Genomic DNA, 19,563 nt, shown 5'->3' with positions numbered 1-19,563 from the left:
TTCAGTGCGAAGCGACAGGTAATCGCAAGCCGGTTTTCTTCAGGATGCGGCTGCTCACCAGCATCTCGTCGGCAACACAGGCCTCGCCCAACAAATAGCGCAGGTGCTCGCGGTAGCTGTCGATCTCATCGCGGCTGCGGCCATGCACCATGGCGAACAGGTTGTAGCGCCATCCGGTTCGGCGCGGGCGGCGATAGCAGTGGCTGACGAAAGGCTGCGCGCCGATCAGCGCGCCGAGGCGCGTTATGTCGGTGTCGCGCACATCCCAGACCGTCATGCCGTTGTGGCGATAGCCCAGTCGGTAGTGATTGGGTACGGCGGCAATGCGCCGAATCGCACCCTCGGCCTGCAAGCGCTTAAGCAGGTCCAGGGTGGATTCGATGCTTAATCCCAGTTGTTCGGCGAGCCATGCCCACGGGTCATCCAGCAACGGCAGACCGGCCTGGGTCAACGCAATCAGACGCTGGGCGAGGGTGTCTTCAGACCGGGAAATACAGACCGACATGGTAAGTCTCCTCTTTAGGCAGGTTGAGCAGGGGCAGGCCGGTCAGGGTTTCGATGCGCTGCAGCGTCTCGGCGATGCCTTCTTCGGTCGCGCAGCCAAGCACGAACCACATGTTCCAGGCGTGTTCGCGTCGGTAGTTGTGCGCCACTTCCGGCAGGCCATTGAGCTGTTCGGCGACGTCATCGAAACGTTCTTCCGGCACCGCCAACGCGGCGAGGGTGAAGGCGCCGCCCAGCCGTTCAATGTCGAACATCGGGCCGAAGCGTGTGAGCACGCCATCAGCGAGCAGGGTGTGCAATCGGTCGAGCAGTTCAGTGCTGCTGCTCTGCAGTTCGGCCGCCAATACCCGCCAGGGGTGGCGCACCAGCGGCAAGCCCAATTGCAAACGGTTGATCAGTCGGCGGTCGAGGTCATCCATGGGTCGCTGCTCCGGTGCGCGAGGGCGCAAAGCGGCCGCCGCACTGTTTGAAGACCTGGGTGCTGAACAGTAATTGATGGGGCAAGTCGCTCAGTAGATGCTCCTCCAGCAGCGCCTGGATCTGCGCCTCCACCTGATCACGTTGACGCCCGTGCACCATGCAAAACAGGTTGTACCGCCACTGCGGCAGGCGCCGGGGCCGCTGATAGCAGAGGTTGATGCCGGGCGCTCGCCCCAGGCGCTGGCCGACTTCGTCAATCAGCGCATCGGGAACATCCAGCACCAGCATGGCGTTGGCGGTAAAGCCCAGCGCTCGATGGTGCAGCACCAGGCCGATACGGCGAAACAGCCCTAGCTCGCTCCATTGGCGCATCTGTTCGAGTACCTGGTTTTCGTCAGCGTTGAGCCGTTCGGCGAGAGCCTGATACGGGCGCGACACCAGCGGCAACCCGCCTTCGAGGTGCTGGCGCAACGCCAATGCTTGTTTGGGGTTCAATCCTGGTGTCATGAGTTTTCTCCCAGGGCAAAGCCCAGGTCGATGCGGTAGGCGGTCAACATCGGCAGGTCCAGCGGCATGAGGCCGGTGTCGTCCTCCAGTTCCTTGAGCACGCGGTCGATGTGTTGGCGATCAGGGCCGGTCAGCACAAACCACAGGTTGTAGAAATGTTCCCGTGCGTAGTTGTGATTGACCTCCGGGTACTGACTGACGCGATCGGCCACCTGTTGCAGGCGGTCGGCGGGCACGGCGAGGGCGGCGAGGGTGCTGGCCCCGGCGCGGCTGTGTTCGAACACCGGGCCGATGCGTGAGAGGGTGCCGGCCTGATCCATTTCTTCCAGGCAGGCCATCACCTGGGACTCGCGGCAACCGAGAATCCTGGCCATCTCCTTGTACGGTGACGGACACAGCGGCATGCCGTGCTGAAAGCGGTCGATGAGTTGGCGGCTGAGTCGTTCAAGGTCCATTTCAATACCCCATTTTCTGCGCACGACTGCTGAAGAAGATGCCGCTCGGTGCTCTGGCGGGCAGGGTGCTCAGCAGCTCCAGGCGGTACGGATCCCAGACCTGGACCTGATCACCGTCGCGTAATGACAGCCACAATTGGTCGCCGCGTGCGGTGAATTCCATGTGCAGCACCGCTGGCCCGGGGCGCAGATCGGCGACCACGGCGTGGGTTTCGGTGTCGATGACCTGAACCCGATCGTTGTCCGGGTAGGCGAAATTGACCCACAGCTGCCGACCGTCCGGGCGCGACGTGACGAACACCGGTTGGCCGGCCACCGGAATCACGGCGGTCTGCTGCCAGGTGCGTGAATCCATCACCAACACTTGATGCCGGCCGACGGCGGGCACGAAGGCCTGGTTGTCGGCGACAGCCCAGCCTTCCAGGTGCGGCATCTTGTAGACCGGGAGTTTCGCCTGACCGCGTCCGTAATCGCCGAGTACTCGCTGCACGCCGCGTTCTGGATGCCAGAGGTCGAGTTGGGCCATGCCGTCTTCACCGAACAGGCCGGCCATGTAATAGCGTCCGTCCGGGGTGATCAAGGCGTCGTAGGGTTGCTGGCCGATACCGGTGAAACGGCTGATCTGTGGCGTGCTGCCCTGACTGAAATCGGCGATCCAGATCTCGCCGGTATCGAACAGGCTGAAGACAAAGCATTGCCCCGGCGCGTCGACCAGGCCGACCACCCGGGAGCGCTTGGTGCCATCGGCCAGTGGCGTGGCCGGGATATCGGCCACCAGTTGCAGGGTATCGGCATCGAACACCTTGACCCCGCCGGGCACGTAGTTGGACACGGCGATCAGCTTGCCGTTCTGACTGATGGCGCCACCAATGCTGTTGCCACCCTGGATGACGCGATGATCGATACGCCAGGTCAGCAAGTCGATTTTGCTCAACCCGCCGTCGCGCCCGAACACATAGGCGTAGCGCTGGTCACGGGAGAACACCACCGAGGCATGGGACAGGTCGCCGAAACCCTCGAGTCGGGCCAGCGCGGTGTGGGTGTCGCTTTCGATGATTTGTACGCTTGCGGTGGCGCGCTCCACGACCAGTCCCAAGTCGCCGGTGCCACGCAATGGTGGCTGAACGCAAGCGGACAACAACAGCCCGGTCGCCGCTGACAGCAGGATTGAACGGATCATGGTGCGGGATATCCCTGGAGAAGTAGATCGACCAGCCAACGGATGTCGCCGGGGCTGAGCAGCGGAGCCCAACCGGGCATCGCGGTGCCGGGCCGGCCTTGGGTGACGGTGGCAATCAGGCTGTCCCTGGATTTGCCGGCCAGCGCTGCGCGCGTCAGTTCGGGGCCAAGCCCGCCAGTCAGGTGCAGTCCATGGCAGGCGCCGCAGTCCTGGGTCAGCAAGTGTTCGAGTTGTGCCTGACGCTGGGCGTCCGGCGCCGCAACCGCGGTTGCGCAAATGAGGAGGAGGGCCGCCAGAATCACAGCGTGTCGATACACCATCAAGACGCCCTCCTGGCGGTTATTTGAGTGTCAGTACCCAAGTCGCGAGCGTTTTCGCTTCTTCTTCAGTCACCGGGTTGGCCGGCATGGGCATCGGCCCCCAGTTGCCTTGTGTACCGTTCTTGATGTGGCTCGCGAGGGTGTCCACGGCTCCGGGTACGCCAGCGTTCTTGGCCGCTACATCCTTGAGCGCAGGGCCGACAATCTTGGCGTCGATGGAATGACAGGCTGCGCAGGGTTTGCTCTTGAACAGCTCCAGCGCGTCTTGGGCCATGGCCGGTTGCATACTCAGCGCGGCGGTCAGGGCGAACAGTGAAAACAGAGTATTTTTCATGGTGTTTCCTTGCATTGATGGAGCTCAATAGATGTCGTGTTGGGTGTTGTAGACGTTGAACTTCCCGGTGGGTGTGATCAGTCGCTTGTCCTTGATGACTGACTTGAGCTTCAGTGTTTTGTCGTCGATCACCACCAGCGCCGACTCGTCTGCCTGGCCACTCCACACGGAGAACCAGACTTCATCGCCGGCCTTGTTGTATTCCGGTTGCACGACGCGCATGGCGCCTTGCTTGATGCCCGCGTATTCAGCGATGGGCAGCACGGTGTAGCCGGCGTCGAGTTTGTCGAGGTTGAACACCGCCACTGACTGACTGAGTTTTGTATCCGGGTTGAGGGTGGTATCGACGTACAGATGACGGGAGTTGGGATGGGTTTTGATGAACAGCGATCCACCGCCCTGACCCTTGAGCGAGGCGACCTGCTTCCAGGCGTATTGCGGGTGTTTGGTCGGGTCGGTGCCGATCAGCGAGATACCGTCATCACCCAGATGGCTGGTGGCCCAGACCGGGCCATAGGTCGGGTGGTTGAAGTTGGCGCCGCGACCCGGGTGAGGGGTTTTGCCGACGTCCACCAGCGCGGTCAACTTGCGCTCCTTGGAGTCGATCACGGCGACCTTGTTGGAGTTGTTGGCGGCGGTCATGAAGTAGCGGTGCGTGCTGTCCCAACCGCCGTCATGCAGGAACGGCGCGGCATCGATGTAGGTGACAGTGAGGTTTTTGATGTCCTGGTAATTGACCAGCATCACCTTGCCGGTTTCCTTGACGTTGACGATGAACTCCGGCCATTCGTGGGAGGCGATGATCGCTGCGACCCGAGGCTCGGGGTGATATTGCTGTTTGTCGACGGTCATGCCACGGGTCGAAACGATCTGCTTCGGCTCCAGGGTTTCGCCATCCATGATGGTGAACTGCGGCGGCCAATAAGAACCGGCGATGGTGTATTTGTCTTCGTAGCCCTTGAACTTGGAGGTCTCGACCGAGCGCGCCTCGATGCCCACTTTGACTTCGGCGACCTTGGTCGGCTCCACCGGCCAGAGGTCGATCATGTCGATCCGGGCATCTCGGCCAATCACCAACAGGTAGCGACCCGAAGCAGAAATGCGCGAGATGTGCACCGCGTAACCGGTCTCTATCAGCTTGACGATCTTCTTGCTGTCACCGTCGATCAGGGCGATCTTGCCGTCATCGCGCAACGTCACCGAAAACAGGTTCGGCAGGTTGAGTTTGCTCAACTGCTTCTTCGGACGATCTTCGGGTTTGACCAACACTTTCCAGGTTTTCAGCGTCTCGGCCATGCCCCATTCCGGTGGCGTCGGCGGCGTGTGCTGAATGAACTTGGCCATGACCGTGATCTGATCCTTGGTCAGCGCATTGGACGTCCCCCAGTTCGGCATGCCCGCCGGCGACCCATAGGTAATCAAGGCCTCCAGGTACGGCTGCCCACGGTTCTGGGTAATGTCCGGCGTCAACGGTTTGCCCGTGGCCCCTTTGCGCAAAACGCCGTGGCAGCCTGCGCAGCGCTGGAAGTAGATTTCCTTGGATGAGTCGAACTCGGCCTGGCTCATGTCTGGAGCGCCGGCGGTTTTGACCATGGGCGAATTGGCCGCAGCGGCGGCGGGCTCTTCAGCGCTGGCGGCATGACTCACCGCCAGGGCCAGTGACGAACACAATGTGGCGAGGGTCAGGGCAAACATTTTTCTGTTGCTGATCAGCATTCCATTTCTCCTCAGGCAAGACCTTTGCGATGTGCTGAAACGGCAGCGCAGAACGCAGGTTCTTAGTGCCGTGCAAGGCTATGCCCGAGCAGGCCAATGTTCGCTTGACGACGATCAAGTTTGCCGGCCATCTCACTTGCCAGGTTGTCGCAGGGGCCCGTAGCGTGTTCCTTGAATCCGCTTTTGGAACAGACAGCCCATGGACCGTAACCCGTCTTGCGAACCCTTCTATCAACCGCTCAATAATGAGGAGGCGCTGTTCGAGCAAGCCTGGCGACACGGCATGCCGGTGCTGATCAAAGGCCCCACGGGATGCGGCAAGACCCGCTTTGTCCAGCACATGGCCCATCGGCTGAAACTGCCGCTGTACACCGTGGCTTGCCATGACGATCTGAGCGCGGCCGACCTGATCGGCCGCCACCTGATCGGTGCCCAAGGCACCTGGTGGCAGGACGGACCGCTGACCCGGGCGGTGCGTGAAGGCGGCATCTGTTACCTCGACGAAGTGGTCGAGGCGCGTCAGGACACCGTGGTGGTGTTGCATCCATTGGCCGATGATCGTCGTGAACTGTTCCTGGAACGCACCGGCGAAGTGCTGAAGGCGCCGCCGTCCTTCATGCTGGTGGTCTCCTACAACCCCGGTTACCAGAACCTGCTCAAAGGCATGAAACCCAGCACCCGCCAACGTTTCGTGGCGATGCGTTTCGACTATCCACCGGTGGCCGACGAGGAACGTATCGTGGCCCGGGAAGCCCAGGTGGACAACGCGCTGGCGGCGCAAGTGGTGCGGTTGGGCCAGGCGCTGCGCCGGCTCGATCAACATGATCTGGAAGAGGTCGCCTCAACGCGGCTGCTGATTTTTACCGCGCGCATGATCCGCTCCGGCATGACCCCGCGTGAGGCCTGCATGGCCTGCCTGGCCGAGCCGCTGAGTGATGATCCGCTGACAGTTGCGGCGCTGATGGACGTGGTTGATGTCCACTTCGGTTGAGTCCAGCGGTGTGGCGCCCAGGCATTTGCCGGGCGATCTGGCGATGTGGTTTTTCATACTGGCCGAGCTGTCGGTGTTCGCCATCCTGATCCTGGCGTTCGCCGTCACCCAAGCGATCAAGCCGCAGATGTTCAGTGAAAGCCGCCTGTTGCTGAACACCTCAACCGGGTTGGCGATGACCCTGAGTCTGCTCACTGCGGGGCTGTTCGCCGCGCTGGCGCAGGAGCAAGTCAGGCGCTCACGGCCGCGTCACGGTGCGGGCTTCCTGCTGATGGCGTTACTCGCCGCCAGTGTCTACGTGGTGCTGAAACTCACGGAATACCGGCACTTGCTGGCCTCGGGGCTGGGCATTGAGCACAACACCTTTTTCACCCTCTACTGGATCCTCACCGGTTTTCATTTTCTCCACGTACTGCTCGGCATGGTCATTCTCGGGTGGCTCGCGGAGCGCTGTCGCCGTGGCCTGTACAACGCCGCCAACCGCAGCGGGCTTGAATCGGGTGTGCTGTATTGGCACATGGTCGATCTGATCTGGGTGGTGCTGTTTCCGCTGGTCTACGTGCTGAGTTGACGAGGTTCTCATGTCTGTTTCCAGGGTATTGCTCGTCTGTTGGGCGGCGCTTGCCACGTTAAGTGTGTGCACGGTGGCGTTGGCCCACGTTGGCTCGACATCGCTGCTGTCGATGGCCATCTTGCTTGTGGCGGTGGGCAAGGCGTGGCTGATCACCGATGGCTTCATGGAGATGCGCCACGCGCCGCGACTGTGGCGCCGGTTGATGTTGAGCTGGGCGCTGGTGTTGGCGACGGTGATCGGGATGACACTGATGTCGTTCCGCTGAAGGAATACTCATGTGGGAGCGGGCTTGCTCGCTCCCATTCGATTTGCGTTGTCAGTAATACCCGACCCAAACCATCTGTCTTTCTTGATCGCCATCAAGCAGGTTTCAACCCTTCGCTTCCTATCATGGACGGGCCAAGCAAAGAGGAAGCGACCATGTCAGAGACCTTCACCAAAGGCATGGCCAGGAATATCTATTTCGGGGGAAGCATCTTCTTCTTCCTGATATTCCTGGCCTTGACCTATCACACGGAACAGACCTTTCCGGCCCGCAGCAATGAGGCGCAGCTCACCGAATCCGTGGTGCGCGGAAAGTTGGTCTGGGAGCAAAACAATTGCATCGGCTGCCACACGCTGCTGGGCGAGGGCGCCTACTTTGCGCCTGAGCTGGGCAACGTGTTCCAGCGGCGCGGTGGGGAAGCGGGCTTCAAACCCTTTCTGCATGCCTGGATGAAAATGCAGCCACTGGGTGTCCCCGGCCGGCGCGCGATGCCGCAGTTCAAGTTGAGTGACCAGGAGGTGGATGACATCGCCGAGTTCCTCAAATGGAGCTCGAACATCAACACCAATGGCTGGCCGCCAAACAAGGAGGGCTAAGCGATGAGCATTGCTAATCCGCATCTGAAATTTGCCTCGCAAGCCGTGGCCAAACCGTACTTCGTGTTCGCCCTGATGCTGTTTCTCGGTCAGGTGCTGTTCGGGTTGATCATGGGCCTGCAATACGTGATAGGGGACTTTCTGTTCCCGATCATTCCCTTCAACGTGGCGCGGATGGTGCACACCAACCTGCTGATCGTCTGGCTGCTGTTCGGGTTCATGGGCGCTGCCTATTACCTGATTCCGGAAGAGGCCGACCGCGAACTGCACAGTCCCAAGCTGGCGATCATCCTGTTCTGGGTCTTCGCCGCCGCGGGTGTGCTGACGATCCTGGGCTATCTGCTGGTGCCGTATGCCGGCCTGGCCAGGCTGACCCACAACGAATTGCTGCCGACCATGGGCCGGGAGTTCCTGGAGCAACCGACCATCACCAAGATGGGCATTGTGGTGGTGTGCCTGGGCTTCCTCTACAACATCGGCATGACCCTGCTAAAAGGTCGCAAGACCACCGTCAGCATGGTGATGATGACCGGGTTGATCGGGCTCGCGGTGTTCTTCCTGTTCTCCTTCTATAACCCCGGCAACCTGGCCCGCGACAAGTTCTACTGGTGGTGGGTGGTGCATCTTTGGGTGGAAGGCGTGTGGGAACTGATCATGGGTTCGATGCTCGCGTTTGTCCTGATCAAGATCACCGGGGTAGACCGGGAAGTCGTGGAGAAATGGCTGTATGTGATCATCGCCATGGCGCTGATTACCGGGATCATCGGCACCGGTCACCACTTCTTCTGGATCGGTGCGCCTGAGGTCTGGTTGTGGGTCGGTTCAATCTTCTCGGCACTCGAACCGCTGCCGTTCCTGGCCATGGTGATCTTCGCCTTCAGCATGGTGAAGAACCGCCGCCGGCTACACCCGAACCGCGCCGCCACCCTGTGGGCCAAGGGAACCGTCGTCACAGCGTTCTTCGGTGCTGGCGTCTGGGGCTTCTTGCATACCCTGGCACCGGTCAACTTCTATACCCACGGTTCGCAACTGACGGCGGCGCACGGCCACCTGGCTTTCTACGGTGCTTACGCGATGATCGTGATGACCTTGATCAGCTACGCCATGCCACGATTGCGCGGGTTGGGTGAAGCAGGCGATGAGCGCTCGCAGACCTTCGAAATCTGGGGCTTCTGGTTGATGACCCTGTCGATGGTGATGATCACGCTGTTCCTCACCGCAGCCGGTGTCGTTCAGGTCTACCTGCAACGCTGGCAGGTCGATGGTGTCGCGTTGCCCTTCATGGCCACGGTCGAACATCTGCAGGTGCTGTTCTGGGCCCGTTTTGGCGCCGGTCTTGGTTTCCTTGCGGGACTGCTCTGTTACCTGTTCAGCTTCAAACAACGTGGCCGCGCAGCCTTGCGCGCCCCGGCGGCCGTGGTGCCTTCATGAGTCGCTGTCAAGGCTAGAAAAGGTCGGCCCGGCTGATACAGCGGGCCGTTTTTTTGCTTTACAAAAAGGGCAATGATCATGGCCTTTACCGTCGAACTGGAAGAGTGGGTCGGCAGCGTCTGGCATCGCTTCATCACCCGGCGCGCCAGCCCGGACTTCCCTGAAGCACGCGTCGAACTGGCCAGCCAGCAACGTCCGCTGGCGCTGCTGTTTCGCGCCATGGGCGGCGCCAGTGGCATCGGTGTCGAAGCCGCCAGCGACCGCGATCTGCTGTTGCGGCGCAACGTGTTGCAGCAGATCGCCGGCACCTGCAAGCAAGTGCCCCTGGCGTGGTGCGATGCGAGCAACCTTCGTCTGCCGTCGAGCCTCGCGGTGTTTCCCGAAGTCGCACTGAACGAAGAACTCTATCGTTGGCTCGCCTTGCTGGCGGCACAGGCCGGCCAGATGCGGCACTGGGGACGGGACAATCAACGCTGGACGCAACTGCTGTTAGGGCGTTATCCCGCGTTGCGTGCCAGGTACAAACGTCTGGTCGATGCTCACCTGCAATTGCGCCCGGATCCGGCCACAATGAGTAGCGGCGAAGCGGCCCTGGAACGGGCGTTATGCCAGGCGCTGCGCGAGCCCGGCAGTGTCGAACATTTCCCCCGCAGCGAACGGGCCGCGTGGCCGTTGCCGCTGTGGTTGTACCCGCCGCAAAACCTCGCGAGCCCTCAGGCTGCCGACCTGGGGGAGGAGTCCGAAGAATCGTTGACGACCCCGCCCGGTGAGCAAAAGGGCGCAAGCAAACGCGCCAAGCGGATAGATGAAAGCACCCGTGACGGCGGGTTGTTAATCGTGCGTCTGGAGAACCTGTTCAGCTGGACCGAACACGTGGACCTGGATCGCTGGTCGGACGACAGCGAGGACCCGGACGCGGCCAAAGTCGCCGAGGACCTCGACGAGTTGAGCCTGTCGCGCACCCGTCTGCGCAAGGGCGGCGGCCTCAAGCTGCACCTGGATTTACCGCCGGCCGATGTCGACGATATTCCCCTGGGCGAGGGCATCAAGTTGCCGGAGTGGGACTATCGCAAACAGCAGATGCAAGACGCCTTCGTCAATCTGCAAATGATGGTGCCCCGGGACTGCGAGGCGCAGCCACTGCCGCCACGGCTGAAAGCTTCGGCGCACCGTCTGCGGCGCCAGTTCGAGCACCTGCGCAATGACCGCCAATGGTTACGCCAGCAACCCCAAGGGTCTGAACTGGATATGCAGGCCTGGCTGGATTTTCACGTTGAACGCGAGCATGGCCAGTGTGCGGAACGCGGTTTGTTCATGGAACAACGGCAGACACGCCGTGACCTGGCGTGCCTGTTGCTGGCCGATGTGTCGATGTCCACCGACGCGCACCTGAACGATGAGCATCGGGTGATTGATGTCATCCGCGACAGCTTGCTGCTGTTCGGTGAGACCCTGTCGGTGCTCGGTGATGATTTCGCCCTGTACGGGTTTTCCTCGTTGCGCCGTCATCAAGTGCGGATGCAGGAACTCAAGTCTTTCACCCAGCGTTATGACGACAACACCCGCGGTCGTATTCAAGGGCTCAAACCGGGTTATTACACGCGCATGGGCGCCGCCATCCGCCAGGCCACCCAACTGCTGGGCGAGAGCAAGCGCCGCAGCAAACTGTTGCTGCTGCTCACGGATGGCAAACCAAACGATCTGGACTTGTACGAGGGACGTTACGGCGTTGAAGACACCCGCGAAGCGGTGCTGGAGGCGCGACGCAAGGGGTTGACGCCGTTCTGCATCACGATTGATCGCGAGGCCGGGGAATACCTGCCTTACATGTTCGGCGCCAATGGCTACACCTTGATCCGTCAGCCCGAGCAATTACCCCTGCGATTGCCGCAGCTGTACCGCCAGTTGACCCAACCTTGAGGGGGGCGCGCAGCATCAACTGCTGCCGCGTGGCAGCCAGAAAAACATCGCCACGCAGAAGATCGTCAGGCCAATGCAGAACCACGTGAATCGGCGCAGCCGACGTTGCGCCGCGTGTGCGGCCAATACCGGCAGGGGCATGCCGCACTGGAGGCACTCGGTTTCTTGTGCGGGGTTGGCGCGTTGGCAATACAAACAGACGGGCAGGGCACTCACTCGAACTGTTCCAGGCGCAGACGATCAAGAATGGCGATCTGGCGGCCGTCCTGGGTGATGATGTTTTCATCGATCAGGCGACGGATGATCCGCGAAAAGGTTTCCGGCTGGATCGACAGGTGCCCGGCAATCAGTTGCTTGGCCATTGGCAGTTCGAATTGGCTGCCAACGGTTTGCTGGCGCACCAGTTGCGTCAGCAGATAACGCACGACCCGGTGGGTGGCGTTTTTCAGTGACAGGGTTTCGATTTCGTTGACCCGTTGATGCAGGCGAACGCACAGCTTGCCGAGCAGCGCAAAGGTCAGTCGGCTGTTACTTTGCAGCAGGCGCATATAGGTGCTGTTGGATAACCGATAGAGCTGAGTGGGGCAGATCGCTTCGGCCGAGGCCACATAGTTCGGGGTGTCCATCAGCATCATCGCTTCGGCGAAGGTTTGCCGGTCACCAATGACCTCAAACACTTTCTCCTGCCCGTCCGGCGTCAGGCGATAGATTTTCACCGCGCCGGCAATCACGAAATAGAACGAGTCAGCCGGCTCGCCCTGACGGAACAACGGTTCGCCTTTGTCGATGCTCAGCAAATGGCTGGTACTCATCAACTCATCCAGCTGTTCTTCGTTCAACGGCTCGAACAAGTGGTGACTGCGCAGAATCTGGTGATGGACGCGATGAAGCACCATAAGAATTCATCCTGAGGTTTGAGGAGGGGATGGCGATCAAGTCAAACGAGGCCCAGCGAGACACCGCTGGCCAACGCCAGCACCGAGGTCAGCACAACAAACCAGGCCAATGGCTGGATGACTTTTTTCATGACGACTCCTGGAGATCGAGAAGGATCAGGTTTTCCTTAATTTCTGAACCATTGAGCAAGACGCGGGCCATGCCTGGAGCCCTTTGTTTACTGGGGTTGTCAGATAGGAGGGTAAAAACGACCACGAGGTTTAGGGTTTAAATAACCCTTTAATGGTCATTTTTACCCTTGGGTTGGTCCCGCAGGGGGCAGGTCCTCTCACCACAGCGGGCGAATGAACATCAGGGCACGGCCCTTGCACACTTGATCTGCGACAAAGGCAATTAATCGTCAATACCCGATGATTGCCTCCGGACTTGCCTCGACGCGTGTGGGTTGGCGTCAGGTCAGCAGCAAGGTAAAGGAGTAGCTTTATGCAAGTGCTTGACCGCCGTAAAGCGATGGCTATCGCGCCGCTGTTGCGTTTGGCCTTTCGGCCATTTTTCCTCGCCGGCTGCCTGCTGGCGGTGCTGGTCATTCCGCTCTGGCTGTTCGCCTTCAGTGGTGAGCTTTCCGGCTGGCAGCCGGCGGGTGGCTGGCTGGGCTGGCATCGACACGAATTGCTGTTCGGATTCGGCTTGGCGATCATCGCCGGCTTTCTGCTGACGGCGGTGCAGACCTGGACCGGTCGCCCCGGCATCAGCGGGCAACCACTGGCCATGCTGGCGCTGCTGTGGTTGTTGGCGCGCGTGGCCTGGCTGGTCAATGCACCGTTGCCGGTGCTCGCGGTGCTGGAACTGGCGTTCCCGCTGGCGGTGGCTGCGCTCATGGGATTCACCTTGTGGAAGGTGCGGCAGAAACGTAACTACCCCATAGCGGTGGTGTTGCTGCTGTTAGCGGCGGCCGATGGGTTGTCCCTGTATGGTCTGGTCGAAGGTCATGAAGGCTGGCAGCGTCAAGGCGTGTTGACGGGTATGTGGCTGGTGGCGGCAATGATGGGTTTGATCGGTGGGCGCGTCATTCCGTTCTTCATCCAGCGCGGCCTCGGCAAGGTCGAGGGCGTTACCCCTTGGCCGTGGCTGGATTGGCTGCTGCTGATTGGCTCACCGCTGGTGGCGTTGCTCTATGCCGCTGGACCTGCGCTTGCCCCCGATTTCTGGGTGGGCCTGTTGTTCGCTGTGTTGGCCGCAGGGCATCTGGTGCGCCTGGTGCGCTGGCATGATCGCGCCCTCTGGCATGTGCCGTTGTTGTGGTCGTTGTACCTGGCTTATGCCTGGTTGGCGGTGGCCTGTCTCGGGATGGCGCTGTGGCATTTCGGTGTGCCGATCAATCCGAGTCTGGCGGTGCATTGCCTGTCCATTGGCGCCATGGGTGGCCTGGTGCTGGCGATGATTGCACGGGTCAGCCTGGGGCATACCGGCCGCGCGCTGGAGCCGCCGTCGGGCATGACCCTGGCGTTCATTCTGCTCAACCTGGCCTGTCTGAGCCGGGTCGTGTTGATCCTGTTTTTCCCCTTGCCGGCGTTGTGGCTGGCCGGTCTGTGTTGGGTGCTGGCGTTTGCGCTATACGCCTGGCGCTATGGGCCGATGCTGTTGCAGTCCCGGGTGGACGGCCATCCGGGCTAAGCACGCTAACTGATGGAGGCTGCCGGTGATGTATCCCTTTTTACTGGTTACCCACTTGCTGGCGGCGATTGCCTTCATCGGCACGCTGTTTTTCGAGGTGGTGATCTGGCACAACGCCCGCCAGCAGGTGGCGGTTAGCGCGCAAACGAGCGCCGATCAAGCGATTGCAGTGCGTTCGCGCAAGGTGCTGCATGGCGTGGTGCTGCTGTTGTATGGCGCCGGTATCAGCCTGGCGTGGCAACACCGGGGTGTATTGAGTCAGCCGCTGGCGAGCAGTTTTGGTACGTTGCTGAGCCTGAAGATCATCCTGGCCCTGAGCATCATCGGCCATTATTTTCTGCTGGCGTACTGGCTGAAAAGCGCACGCCTGACCACGACCCGCGCCACTTGGATTCGCCGCAGCATCCTCGGGCACATGGTGTTGATCGTGATCCTGGCCAAGGCCATGTTCTATTGGCACGGTTGATCGCGCTGGAGAACCGGTAACCCTGTAACGGTGCCATTCGCGAGCCGGCTCGTTCCTACATTGGGATACCGTTCCCTGTGAGAGCGAGCCGGCTCGCGAAAGCTGTGTCACTGGTTTTGTATGACCCGCAATCGATCAATGGCGAGGTTTAAGTGCGTTGACGAACAACACGTTGTTTTCCAGATGGATGTGTTGCATCAAGTCATCACGGAACTCTAGCAGCCCGCGATACAGGGCACGCCAGGTATTACAGGCATCGGCCGGCGGGGTGATGTTGTTGGTCAGCGCAAGCAGCCTTTCCAGTGCTTCGCCATGTTGATCATGTTCAAAGCGCAGCACCTGGATCGGCGGTGCGGCCTGAGGGCCGATGCCTTGTTGCAGCATCGGGAAGAGCACTTGTTCTTCCTTGAGCATGTGGCCTTCAAGTTCTTGTTGCATGTCGGTCAAGAGATCGGCCAGGCCGTTGGGGCAACTGCTGCGGGCACCATGGACCTGTTCGACGCGGCGGGCCAGACGAATCAGTTCCGGCAGTTGTTCGCGATGGCGGGCGTGGTAGCGCGCCAGAAGATGGGCGATCAACAGCTCCGAGGGTTCGTTGCGCCAGTCGTGCTGGGTTTCGCCGGTGTCTTGCAGCCGGTGCAGCGCATCGGCAATCAGGGCCGGATCGAGGCCTTTGCCAGCGGCCGCTTCAAGCAGGCTTTTATGCCCGCCACAACAGAAGTCCAGTTTAAAGGTGTGAAAAATCCGTGTGGCGCCGGGAATGTCGCACGCCAGTTGGCCGAGGCTTTGTTCCAATAGAGTCAGGCTCATCAGGGGTTCCTTGTTTGGATTTCAACGGTTCCCCAGGCTCATTGCACCCGGCATGCCATATTTAACGCATTGAAAAATATGGCTTAATTTTTAGTTGTGGTGATAGACACCCGGACGCTTTAGGGTGAATCCAACCATAGAGGGTAATAACTACCATGCTGCGTGAAAGCCTGGCGGCCGACCTGATCGTCGAGTTGCCGAATGCTGTGCGGTTGCAACGTTTGGTCCAGACCCTGCGCGAGTACTTCAACAGTGGCGCCGTGGGATTGCTGCGTCTGGATGACGACAGCCTCAGGCCGGTCGCGACGGTGGGGCTGGTGCATGAAGCGTTGGGCCGCCGGTTTGTCATCGCTCAGCATCCGCGGCTGGCGGCGATCATGGCGTCGCGCGAACCCACCTGGTTCGAGCCCGACAGTCGGCTGCCGGATCCCTATGATGGCTTGCTCGACAATCACGCCGGCGAACCGATGCCAGTGCATGACTGCATGGGCGTGAGCCTGTATGTGGAAGGTCGGATCTGGGGGGCGATCACCCTCGATGCGCTGCATGCCGGGACCTTCGACAGCCGTGCGCGGGAAGAACTCAAGCGCTGCACCTTGCAGATCGAAGCCGCCGTGCGAGTCACCCGACTGGAACAGGAAAACCGCAGCCTGCGCTTGTCCCGCAGCGATATTCAAGACGTACGCAGACCGGCGGACGAAGGCGAGATCCTCGGGCAAAGTGAAGTGCTGCACCAGTTGCTCAATGAACTGGATGTGCTGGCCGATTCCGAGCTGCCGGTGTTGCTGCTGGGCGAGACCGGCGTCGGCAAAGAGCTGTTCGCCCGGCGCTTGCATCGTCTGTCGCGTCGCAGTCATAAGCCGCTGGTGCAGGTCAACTGTGCGGCTTTGCCGGAGTCTCTGGCGGAAAGTGAATTGTTCGGCCATGTCAAAGGCGCGTTTTCCGGCGCCACCAGTGACCGTGCCGGGCGTTTCGATGCGGCCAACGGCGGCACGCTGTTTCTCGATGAAGTCGGTGAATTGCCATTGGCTGTGCAGGCGAAACTGCTGCGCACCCTGCAGAACGGCGAGATCCAGCGCCTCGGCGCCGACAAGCCGTTGCACGTGGATGTGCGCATCATCGCCGCGACTAACCGGCACCTGCCGGACAGCATCCGCGATGGCTTGTTTCGGGCGGATCTGTATCACCGGCTCTCGGTCTATCCGGTGCCGATTCCGCCGTTGCGCGAGCGGGGTAACGATGTGTTGATGCTGGCCGGGCACTTCCTTGAGCTGAATCGGGCGCGGCTTGGCTTGCGCGGTTTGCGTCTGTCGCCGGCCGCCGAGCGCGCGCTGCTGACTTACAGCTGGCCGGGCAACGTGCGCGAGCTGGAACATGTGATCAGCCGAGCCGCGTTGAAGACGCTCAGCCGCGGCACGAGTCGCACCCTGATCATGACGCTGGAACCCGAGATTCTGGACCTCGACAGTGCCATGGGCGGGCAGGGCGTGGTCGTCGAAAGTCCTCTGGACGAAACGGCTGACGCACCGTTCCAGCCCTTGGGGGAAGCGGTCGACGATTACCAGCGCAAGAAAATTCTCCAGGCCTTGAGCCTGTCCGGGGATAACTGGGCCAGCGCCGCGCGGATCCTGGAAATCGATCCCAGCAACCTGCACAAACTGGCGCGGCGGTTACGTCTCAAGTAAGGCTGGGCATGCTCAGTGTTGATGGTGATCAAGGTGCTGTTGCGCGAAGTCTCGCACGCTGGGCAGAACCTTTTCGGAGATCACCCTCATGCCGCTTTCCCTGGCACAGATGCGCCGCAACTACACCCTTTTTGGCCTGCAAGACGAAGCGGCGCTGGACGACCCGCTGGCCATGTTCCGACAGTGGATGCAACTGGCCCGCGACACCGAGCGCGCGCCTGTCGAAGCCAACAGCATGATGTTGGCGACCGTCGACAGTGAAGGTCGCCCGCACTGTCGGGTCCTGCTGCTCAAGGGCTTTAGTGATGAAGGCTTCACGTTTTTCGGTCATTACCAGAGCGACAAGGGGCAGCAATTGGCTGCTAATCCGTATGCTGCGATGACCTTTTTTTGGCCGGGGCTGGAGCGTCAGGTGCGGATCGAGGGGCAGGTGTCCAGGCTCGCCCCGACGCTGTCGGATGCGTACTTCGATTCCCGCTCACAGGACAGTCGCCTGGGCGCCTGGGCCTCACCGCAAAGCCGACCATTGGCCAATCGGACCGAGCTTGAGTCGCTGTTGATACAAACCACCCAACGGTTTGCCGGCCAGGCCGTGCCGCGGCCCGAGCACTGGGGCGGCTACTGCTTGCAGCCTGATCGCCTGGAATTCTGGCAAGGCCGTGCCGACCGCTTGCATGACCGTCTCGATTACCGGTTGCGCGATGGCGTATGGCAACGGAACCGCTTGGCACCTTGAACCCGCAGAACGCGCAGCGATGGAGAACAATGTGGGAGCGAGCCTGCTCGCGATAGCAGTGGGTCAGTCGACATCAATATTGCCTGACAAGCCGCTATCGCGAGCAGGCTCGCTCCCACAGGTATCGTGTGGCCTACACGTTCTTCATATGTCCCTGTAGAGGTACCTCCTTGGAGGAATAGGCTCATCGGGAATTCCAGTTCAGGCTTTGCCCCATACCCTCATTTACGGGAAGGCTTGGATATGGCCCATCTGGCGCAACGCACGTTTGAACCCCTGAACATTGCCGTGCTGACCATCAGCGATACGCGCACCTTTGACACTGACACCTCGGGGCAGACCCTCACGGATTTGCTGCAAACGGCCGGGCATGTATTGATCGATCGTGGTCTGGTCAAGGACGACATTTATCAGATCCGCGCCAAGGTTTCCCACTGGATCGCCGACCCCAAGGTGCAGGTGGTATTGATGACCGGCGGCACCGGTTTCACCGCGCGCGACAACACACCACAAGCGGTTTTGCCGTTGCTGGACAAACACGTGGAAGGCTTCGGTGAACTGTTCCGTCAGGTGTCCCTTGCGGAAATCGGCATGTCCAGCCTGCAATCCCGGGCATTGGCAGGGATGAGCAATGGCGTGCTGGTGTGCTGCGTTCCGGGTTCGCCGGGCGCGTGTCGAACGGCCTGGAACCAGATCCTGCTCGAACAGCTGGACAGCCGCACCGGCCCATGCAATTTCGCCCCCCATTTGAAACCGCAAGGGCAACGGGGCGTCGACGCCTGCGAGACCCGCTCATGACCGGCCGGGTGTGTGACCTTGGTCACTTGATGCCGGTGGACGAGGCCATCAATCGTTTGCTGGACCAGGCACCGCCGCCGCCCCTGGCGCAAAAGATCGACCTGGATCAAGCTTTGGGTCGGGTGCTGGCGGCGGACATTCATTCTCCCGTCAACCTGCCGGCCTGGGACAACAGCGCCATGGACGGTTATGCCCTCAGGGCCGCTGACCTGCCACCGGAGGGTGGCTGGTTGTTGATTGGCGGACGAATCGCAGCGGGGGATTCGGCGTGCTCACCGTTGCTCGCGCAGCAAGCAGTGCAGATTTTTACCGGTGCACCATTACCTGCAGGCGCCGACACCGTGGTGCCGCAAGAGCGTTGTCGGATCGAGGGCAAGCGCGTGTGGTTCCCGCCCGTCAATACTGGCGATCACGTGCGCAAAGAAGGTGAGGAGGTTCGCCGGGGCGACCTGTTAATCCAGGCCGGCAAACGTCTGCGTGCGCAAGAAGTGGGATTGCTGGCTGGCGCTGGTATCGGGCGGGTCGAGGTCTATCGACCGTTGCAGGTGTGCTTGCTCAGCAGTGGCAACGAACTGCGTGAGCCGGGTGATTCATTGGCGCCCGGGCAGATTTACAACAGCAATCGCTACTGCCTCGCCGCGTTGTTGAGCGGTTGGGGGGTCGAGGTGCATGACTATGGCGTCATGGCCGACGAGTTGGCCGCCAGCCGGCATGCGTTAAGCCTGGCGTCTTCGGAATGCGACCTATTGTTGAGTTCCGGTGGCGTCTCGGTGGGTGAGGAAGATCACCTCAAACAAGCGATCGAGGAACTCGGCAGCCTGGATTTCTGGCGGCTGGCCATTCAGCCGGGCAAGCCGCTGGCCTTCGGCGAAGTCGCCGGCAAACCCTGGATCGGCATGCCGGGCAATCCTTCGGCGGCGCTGATTACCGCGTTGGTGGTGGTGCGCCCGTTCCTGCTCAGGGCCCAGGGCGTCAGCGATGTGTTGCCGGCGCCACTGGCCGTGCCCGCCGGGTTCGATTGGTTGCAGCGCAACAAACGTCGGCAGTACCTGCGGGCACGGCTGACACCCGGTGCTGATGGTCAGTTGAGCGTGGAGCTGCACCCCCAGCAAAGCTCAGCGATGTTGACCGCCGCGTGCTGGGCCGATGGCCTGGCGGTGATCGAGTGCGAGCAGCAAGTGCTCAAGCACGACAACGTGATGTTCCTGTCCTTCGCCGACCTGATGCATTGATCGCAATTGATTGCCGTCAAGGCTGTGCCTGCCGGTTTCGCTAGACTGGCAG

23 protein-coding genes are annotated in these 19,563 nt (G+C 61.0%); 12 read left to right on the top strand and 11 right to left on the bottom strand.

The genetic code is table 11. The annotated features are described in order from the left end of the window. Nucleotide 1: 1 nt before the first annotated feature. From B723_RS21690 to B723_RS21655, 8 genes are read right to left on the bottom strand one after another with little or no spacing between them, the layout of a single operon-like run. Entirely contained in the window at nucleotides 2-505 is a 504-nt protein-coding gene (locus B723_RS21690) for an Lrp/AsnC family transcriptional regulator (protein ID WP_017338900.1), read from the bottom strand. Then, a complete protein-coding gene (locus tag B723_RS21685; protein WP_010460162.1) occupies nucleotides 480-923 on the bottom strand; it encodes an Lrp/AsnC family transcriptional regulator in 444 nt (147 codons plus the stop codon). The genes B723_RS21690 and B723_RS21685 overlap by 26 nt, the downstream gene beginning before the upstream one ends. Next, nucleotides 916-1,431: an Lrp/AsnC family transcriptional regulator gene (locus tag B723_RS21680; RefSeq protein ID WP_017338899.1), complete on the bottom strand. Its 516-nt coding sequence runs from the start codon at nucleotides 1,429-1,431 to the stop codon at nucleotides 916-918. Before B723_RS21680 ends, B723_RS21685 begins: the two co-directional genes overlap by 8 nt. Continuing rightward, nucleotides 1,428-1,886: an Lrp/AsnC family transcriptional regulator gene (locus B723_RS21675; RefSeq protein WP_010460166.1), complete on the bottom strand. Its 459-nt coding sequence runs from the start codon at nucleotides 1,884-1,886 to the stop codon at nucleotides 1,428-1,430. Before B723_RS21675 ends, B723_RS21680 begins: the two co-directional genes overlap by 4 nt. 1 nt (nucleotide 1,887) lies before the next feature. Further along, nucleotides 1,888-3,066: a cytochrome D1 domain-containing protein gene (locus B723_RS21670; protein WP_017338898.1), complete on the bottom strand. Its 1,179-nt coding sequence runs from the start codon at nucleotides 3,064-3,066 to the stop codon at nucleotides 1,888-1,890. Beyond that, nucleotides 3,063-3,386: a c-type cytochrome gene (locus B723_RS21665; RefSeq protein ID WP_017338897.1), complete on the bottom strand. Its 324-nt coding sequence runs from the start codon at nucleotides 3,384-3,386 to the stop codon at nucleotides 3,063-3,065. Before B723_RS21665 ends, B723_RS21670 begins: the two co-directional genes overlap by 4 nt. Nucleotides 3,387-3,405: 19 nt before the next feature. Further along, nucleotides 3,406-3,720, bottom strand: a complete 315-nt coding sequence (locus tag B723_RS21660; protein ID WP_017338896.1) for a c-type cytochrome — start codon at nucleotides 3,718-3,720, stop codon at nucleotides 3,406-3,408. 24 nt (nucleotides 3,721-3,744) lie between these two features. After that, nucleotides 3,745-5,436 carry a nitrite reductase gene (locus B723_RS21655; RefSeq protein ID WP_017338895.1) on the bottom strand — a complete coding sequence of 564 codons (1,692 nt, stop codon included), beginning with the start codon at nucleotides 5,434-5,436 and terminating at the stop codon, nucleotides 3,745-3,747. Nucleotides 5,437-5,635: 199 nt separating this feature from the next. On the opposite strand from B723_RS21655, the gene B723_RS21650 reads away from it, so the two are divergent. From B723_RS21650 to B723_RS21625, 6 genes are all read left to right on the top strand, one after another. After that, on the top strand, nucleotides 5,636-6,427 hold the full coding sequence (locus B723_RS21650) for a CbbQ/NirQ/NorQ/GpvN family protein (RefSeq protein WP_017338894.1): 792 nt from the start codon (nucleotides 5,636-5,638) through the stop codon (nucleotides 6,425-6,427). Next, nucleotides 6,411-6,998 (top strand): cytochrome c oxidase subunit 3 family protein, encoded by a 588-nt coding sequence (locus B723_RS21645; RefSeq protein WP_017338893.1) that lies wholly within the window; start codon nucleotides 6,411-6,413, stop codon nucleotides 6,996-6,998. The genes B723_RS21650 and B723_RS21645 overlap by 17 nt, the downstream gene beginning before the upstream one ends. Before the next feature lie 10 nt (nucleotides 6,999-7,008). After that, complete coding sequence (locus B723_RS21640) at nucleotides 7,009-7,266, top strand: cytochrome C oxidase subunit IV family protein (protein ID WP_031318934.1); 258 nt, start codon at nucleotides 7,009-7,011, stop codon at nucleotides 7,264-7,266. A 155-nt stretch (nucleotides 7,267-7,421) separates the two neighbouring features. Further along, on the top strand, nucleotides 7,422-7,862 hold the full coding sequence (locus B723_RS21635) for a c-type cytochrome (protein WP_010460184.1): 441 nt from the start codon (nucleotides 7,422-7,424) through the stop codon (nucleotides 7,860-7,862). Between the two features lie 3 nt (nucleotides 7,863-7,865). After that, nucleotides 7,866-9,293: a cbb3-type cytochrome c oxidase subunit I gene (locus tag B723_RS21630; protein ID WP_017338891.1), complete on the top strand. Its 1,428-nt coding sequence runs from the start codon at nucleotides 7,866-7,868 to the stop codon at nucleotides 9,291-9,293. 78 nt (nucleotides 9,294-9,371) lie between these two features. Continuing rightward, complete coding sequence (locus B723_RS21625) at nucleotides 9,372-11,213, top strand: nitric oxide reductase activation protein NorD (protein ID WP_017338890.1); 1,842 nt, start codon at nucleotides 9,372-9,374, stop codon at nucleotides 11,211-11,213. Nucleotides 11,214-11,228: 15 nt separating this feature from the next. Here the strand turns inward: B723_RS21625 and B723_RS21620 are convergent, their stop codons facing one another. Then, nucleotides 11,229-11,429: a hypothetical protein gene (locus B723_RS21620; protein WP_017338889.1), complete on the bottom strand. Its 201-nt coding sequence runs from the start codon at nucleotides 11,427-11,429 to the stop codon at nucleotides 11,229-11,231. Continuing rightward, nucleotides 11,426-12,109, bottom strand: a complete 684-nt coding sequence (locus B723_RS21615) for a Crp/Fnr family transcriptional regulator (protein ID WP_010460193.1) — start codon at nucleotides 12,107-12,109, stop codon at nucleotides 11,426-11,428. The genes B723_RS21620 and B723_RS21615 overlap by 4 nt, the downstream gene beginning before the upstream one ends. Nucleotides 12,110-12,593: 484 nt before the next feature. Between B723_RS21615 and B723_RS21610 the strand changes: the two genes are divergently transcribed. Together B723_RS21610 and B723_RS21605 are read left to right on the top strand one after the other, a co-directional pair. Further along, nucleotides 12,594-13,784, top strand: a complete 1,191-nt coding sequence (locus B723_RS21610) for an NnrS family protein (RefSeq protein ID WP_017338888.1) — start codon at nucleotides 12,594-12,596, stop codon at nucleotides 13,782-13,784. 28 nt (nucleotides 13,785-13,812) lie between these two features. Continuing rightward, nucleotides 13,813-14,250 (top strand): CopD family copper resistance protein, encoded by a 438-nt coding sequence (locus B723_RS21605; protein WP_017338887.1) that lies wholly within the window; start codon nucleotides 13,813-13,815, stop codon nucleotides 14,248-14,250. Nucleotides 14,251-14,385: 135 nt separating this feature from the next. On the opposite strand, the gene ytfE is transcribed toward B723_RS21605, so the two are convergent. Beyond that, a complete protein-coding gene (gene ytfE, locus B723_RS21600; RefSeq protein ID WP_017338886.1) occupies nucleotides 14,386-15,060 on the bottom strand; it encodes an iron-sulfur cluster repair protein YtfE in 675 nt (224 codons plus the stop codon). A 155-nt stretch (nucleotides 15,061-15,215) separates the two neighbouring features. On the opposite strand from ytfE, the gene norR reads away from it, so the two are divergent. The 4 genes from norR to glp all read left to right on the top strand — a co-directional run bounded on the left by norR (nucleotide 15,216) and on the right by glp (nucleotide 19,511). Further along, a complete protein-coding gene (gene norR, locus B723_RS21595; RefSeq protein ID WP_017338885.1) occupies nucleotides 15,216-16,745 on the top strand; it encodes a nitric oxide reductase transcriptional regulator NorR in 1,530 nt (509 codons plus the stop codon). A gap of 88 nt (nucleotides 16,746-16,833) precedes the next feature. After that, a complete protein-coding gene (gene pdxH, locus B723_RS21590; protein WP_017338884.1) occupies nucleotides 16,834-17,481 on the top strand; it encodes a pyridoxamine 5'-phosphate oxidase in 648 nt (215 codons plus the stop codon). A gap of 243 nt (nucleotides 17,482-17,724) precedes the next feature. Further along, the gene (gene moaB, locus B723_RS21585) at nucleotides 17,725-18,279 is read left to right on the top strand and encodes a molybdenum cofactor biosynthesis protein B (protein ID WP_017338883.1); all 555 of its coding nucleotides are present in this window, start codon (nucleotides 17,725-17,727) and stop codon (nucleotides 18,277-18,279) included. Beyond that, entirely contained in the window at nucleotides 18,276-19,511 is a 1,236-nt protein-coding gene (gene glp / locus B723_RS21580) for a gephyrin-like molybdotransferase Glp (RefSeq protein WP_017338882.1), read from the top strand. Before moaB ends, glp begins: the two co-directional genes overlap by 4 nt. Nucleotides 19,512-19,563: the final 52 nt, after the last annotated feature.

Origin of the sequence: Pseudomonas fluorescens NCIMB 11764 (genome assembly GCF_000293885.2) — a bacterium.
GTDB classification, from domain to species: domain Bacteria; phylum Pseudomonadota; class Gammaproteobacteria; order Pseudomonadales; family Pseudomonadaceae; genus Aquipseudomonas; species Aquipseudomonas fluorescens_B.
This window is presented reverse-complemented; position numbering and strand designations above follow the sequence as displayed.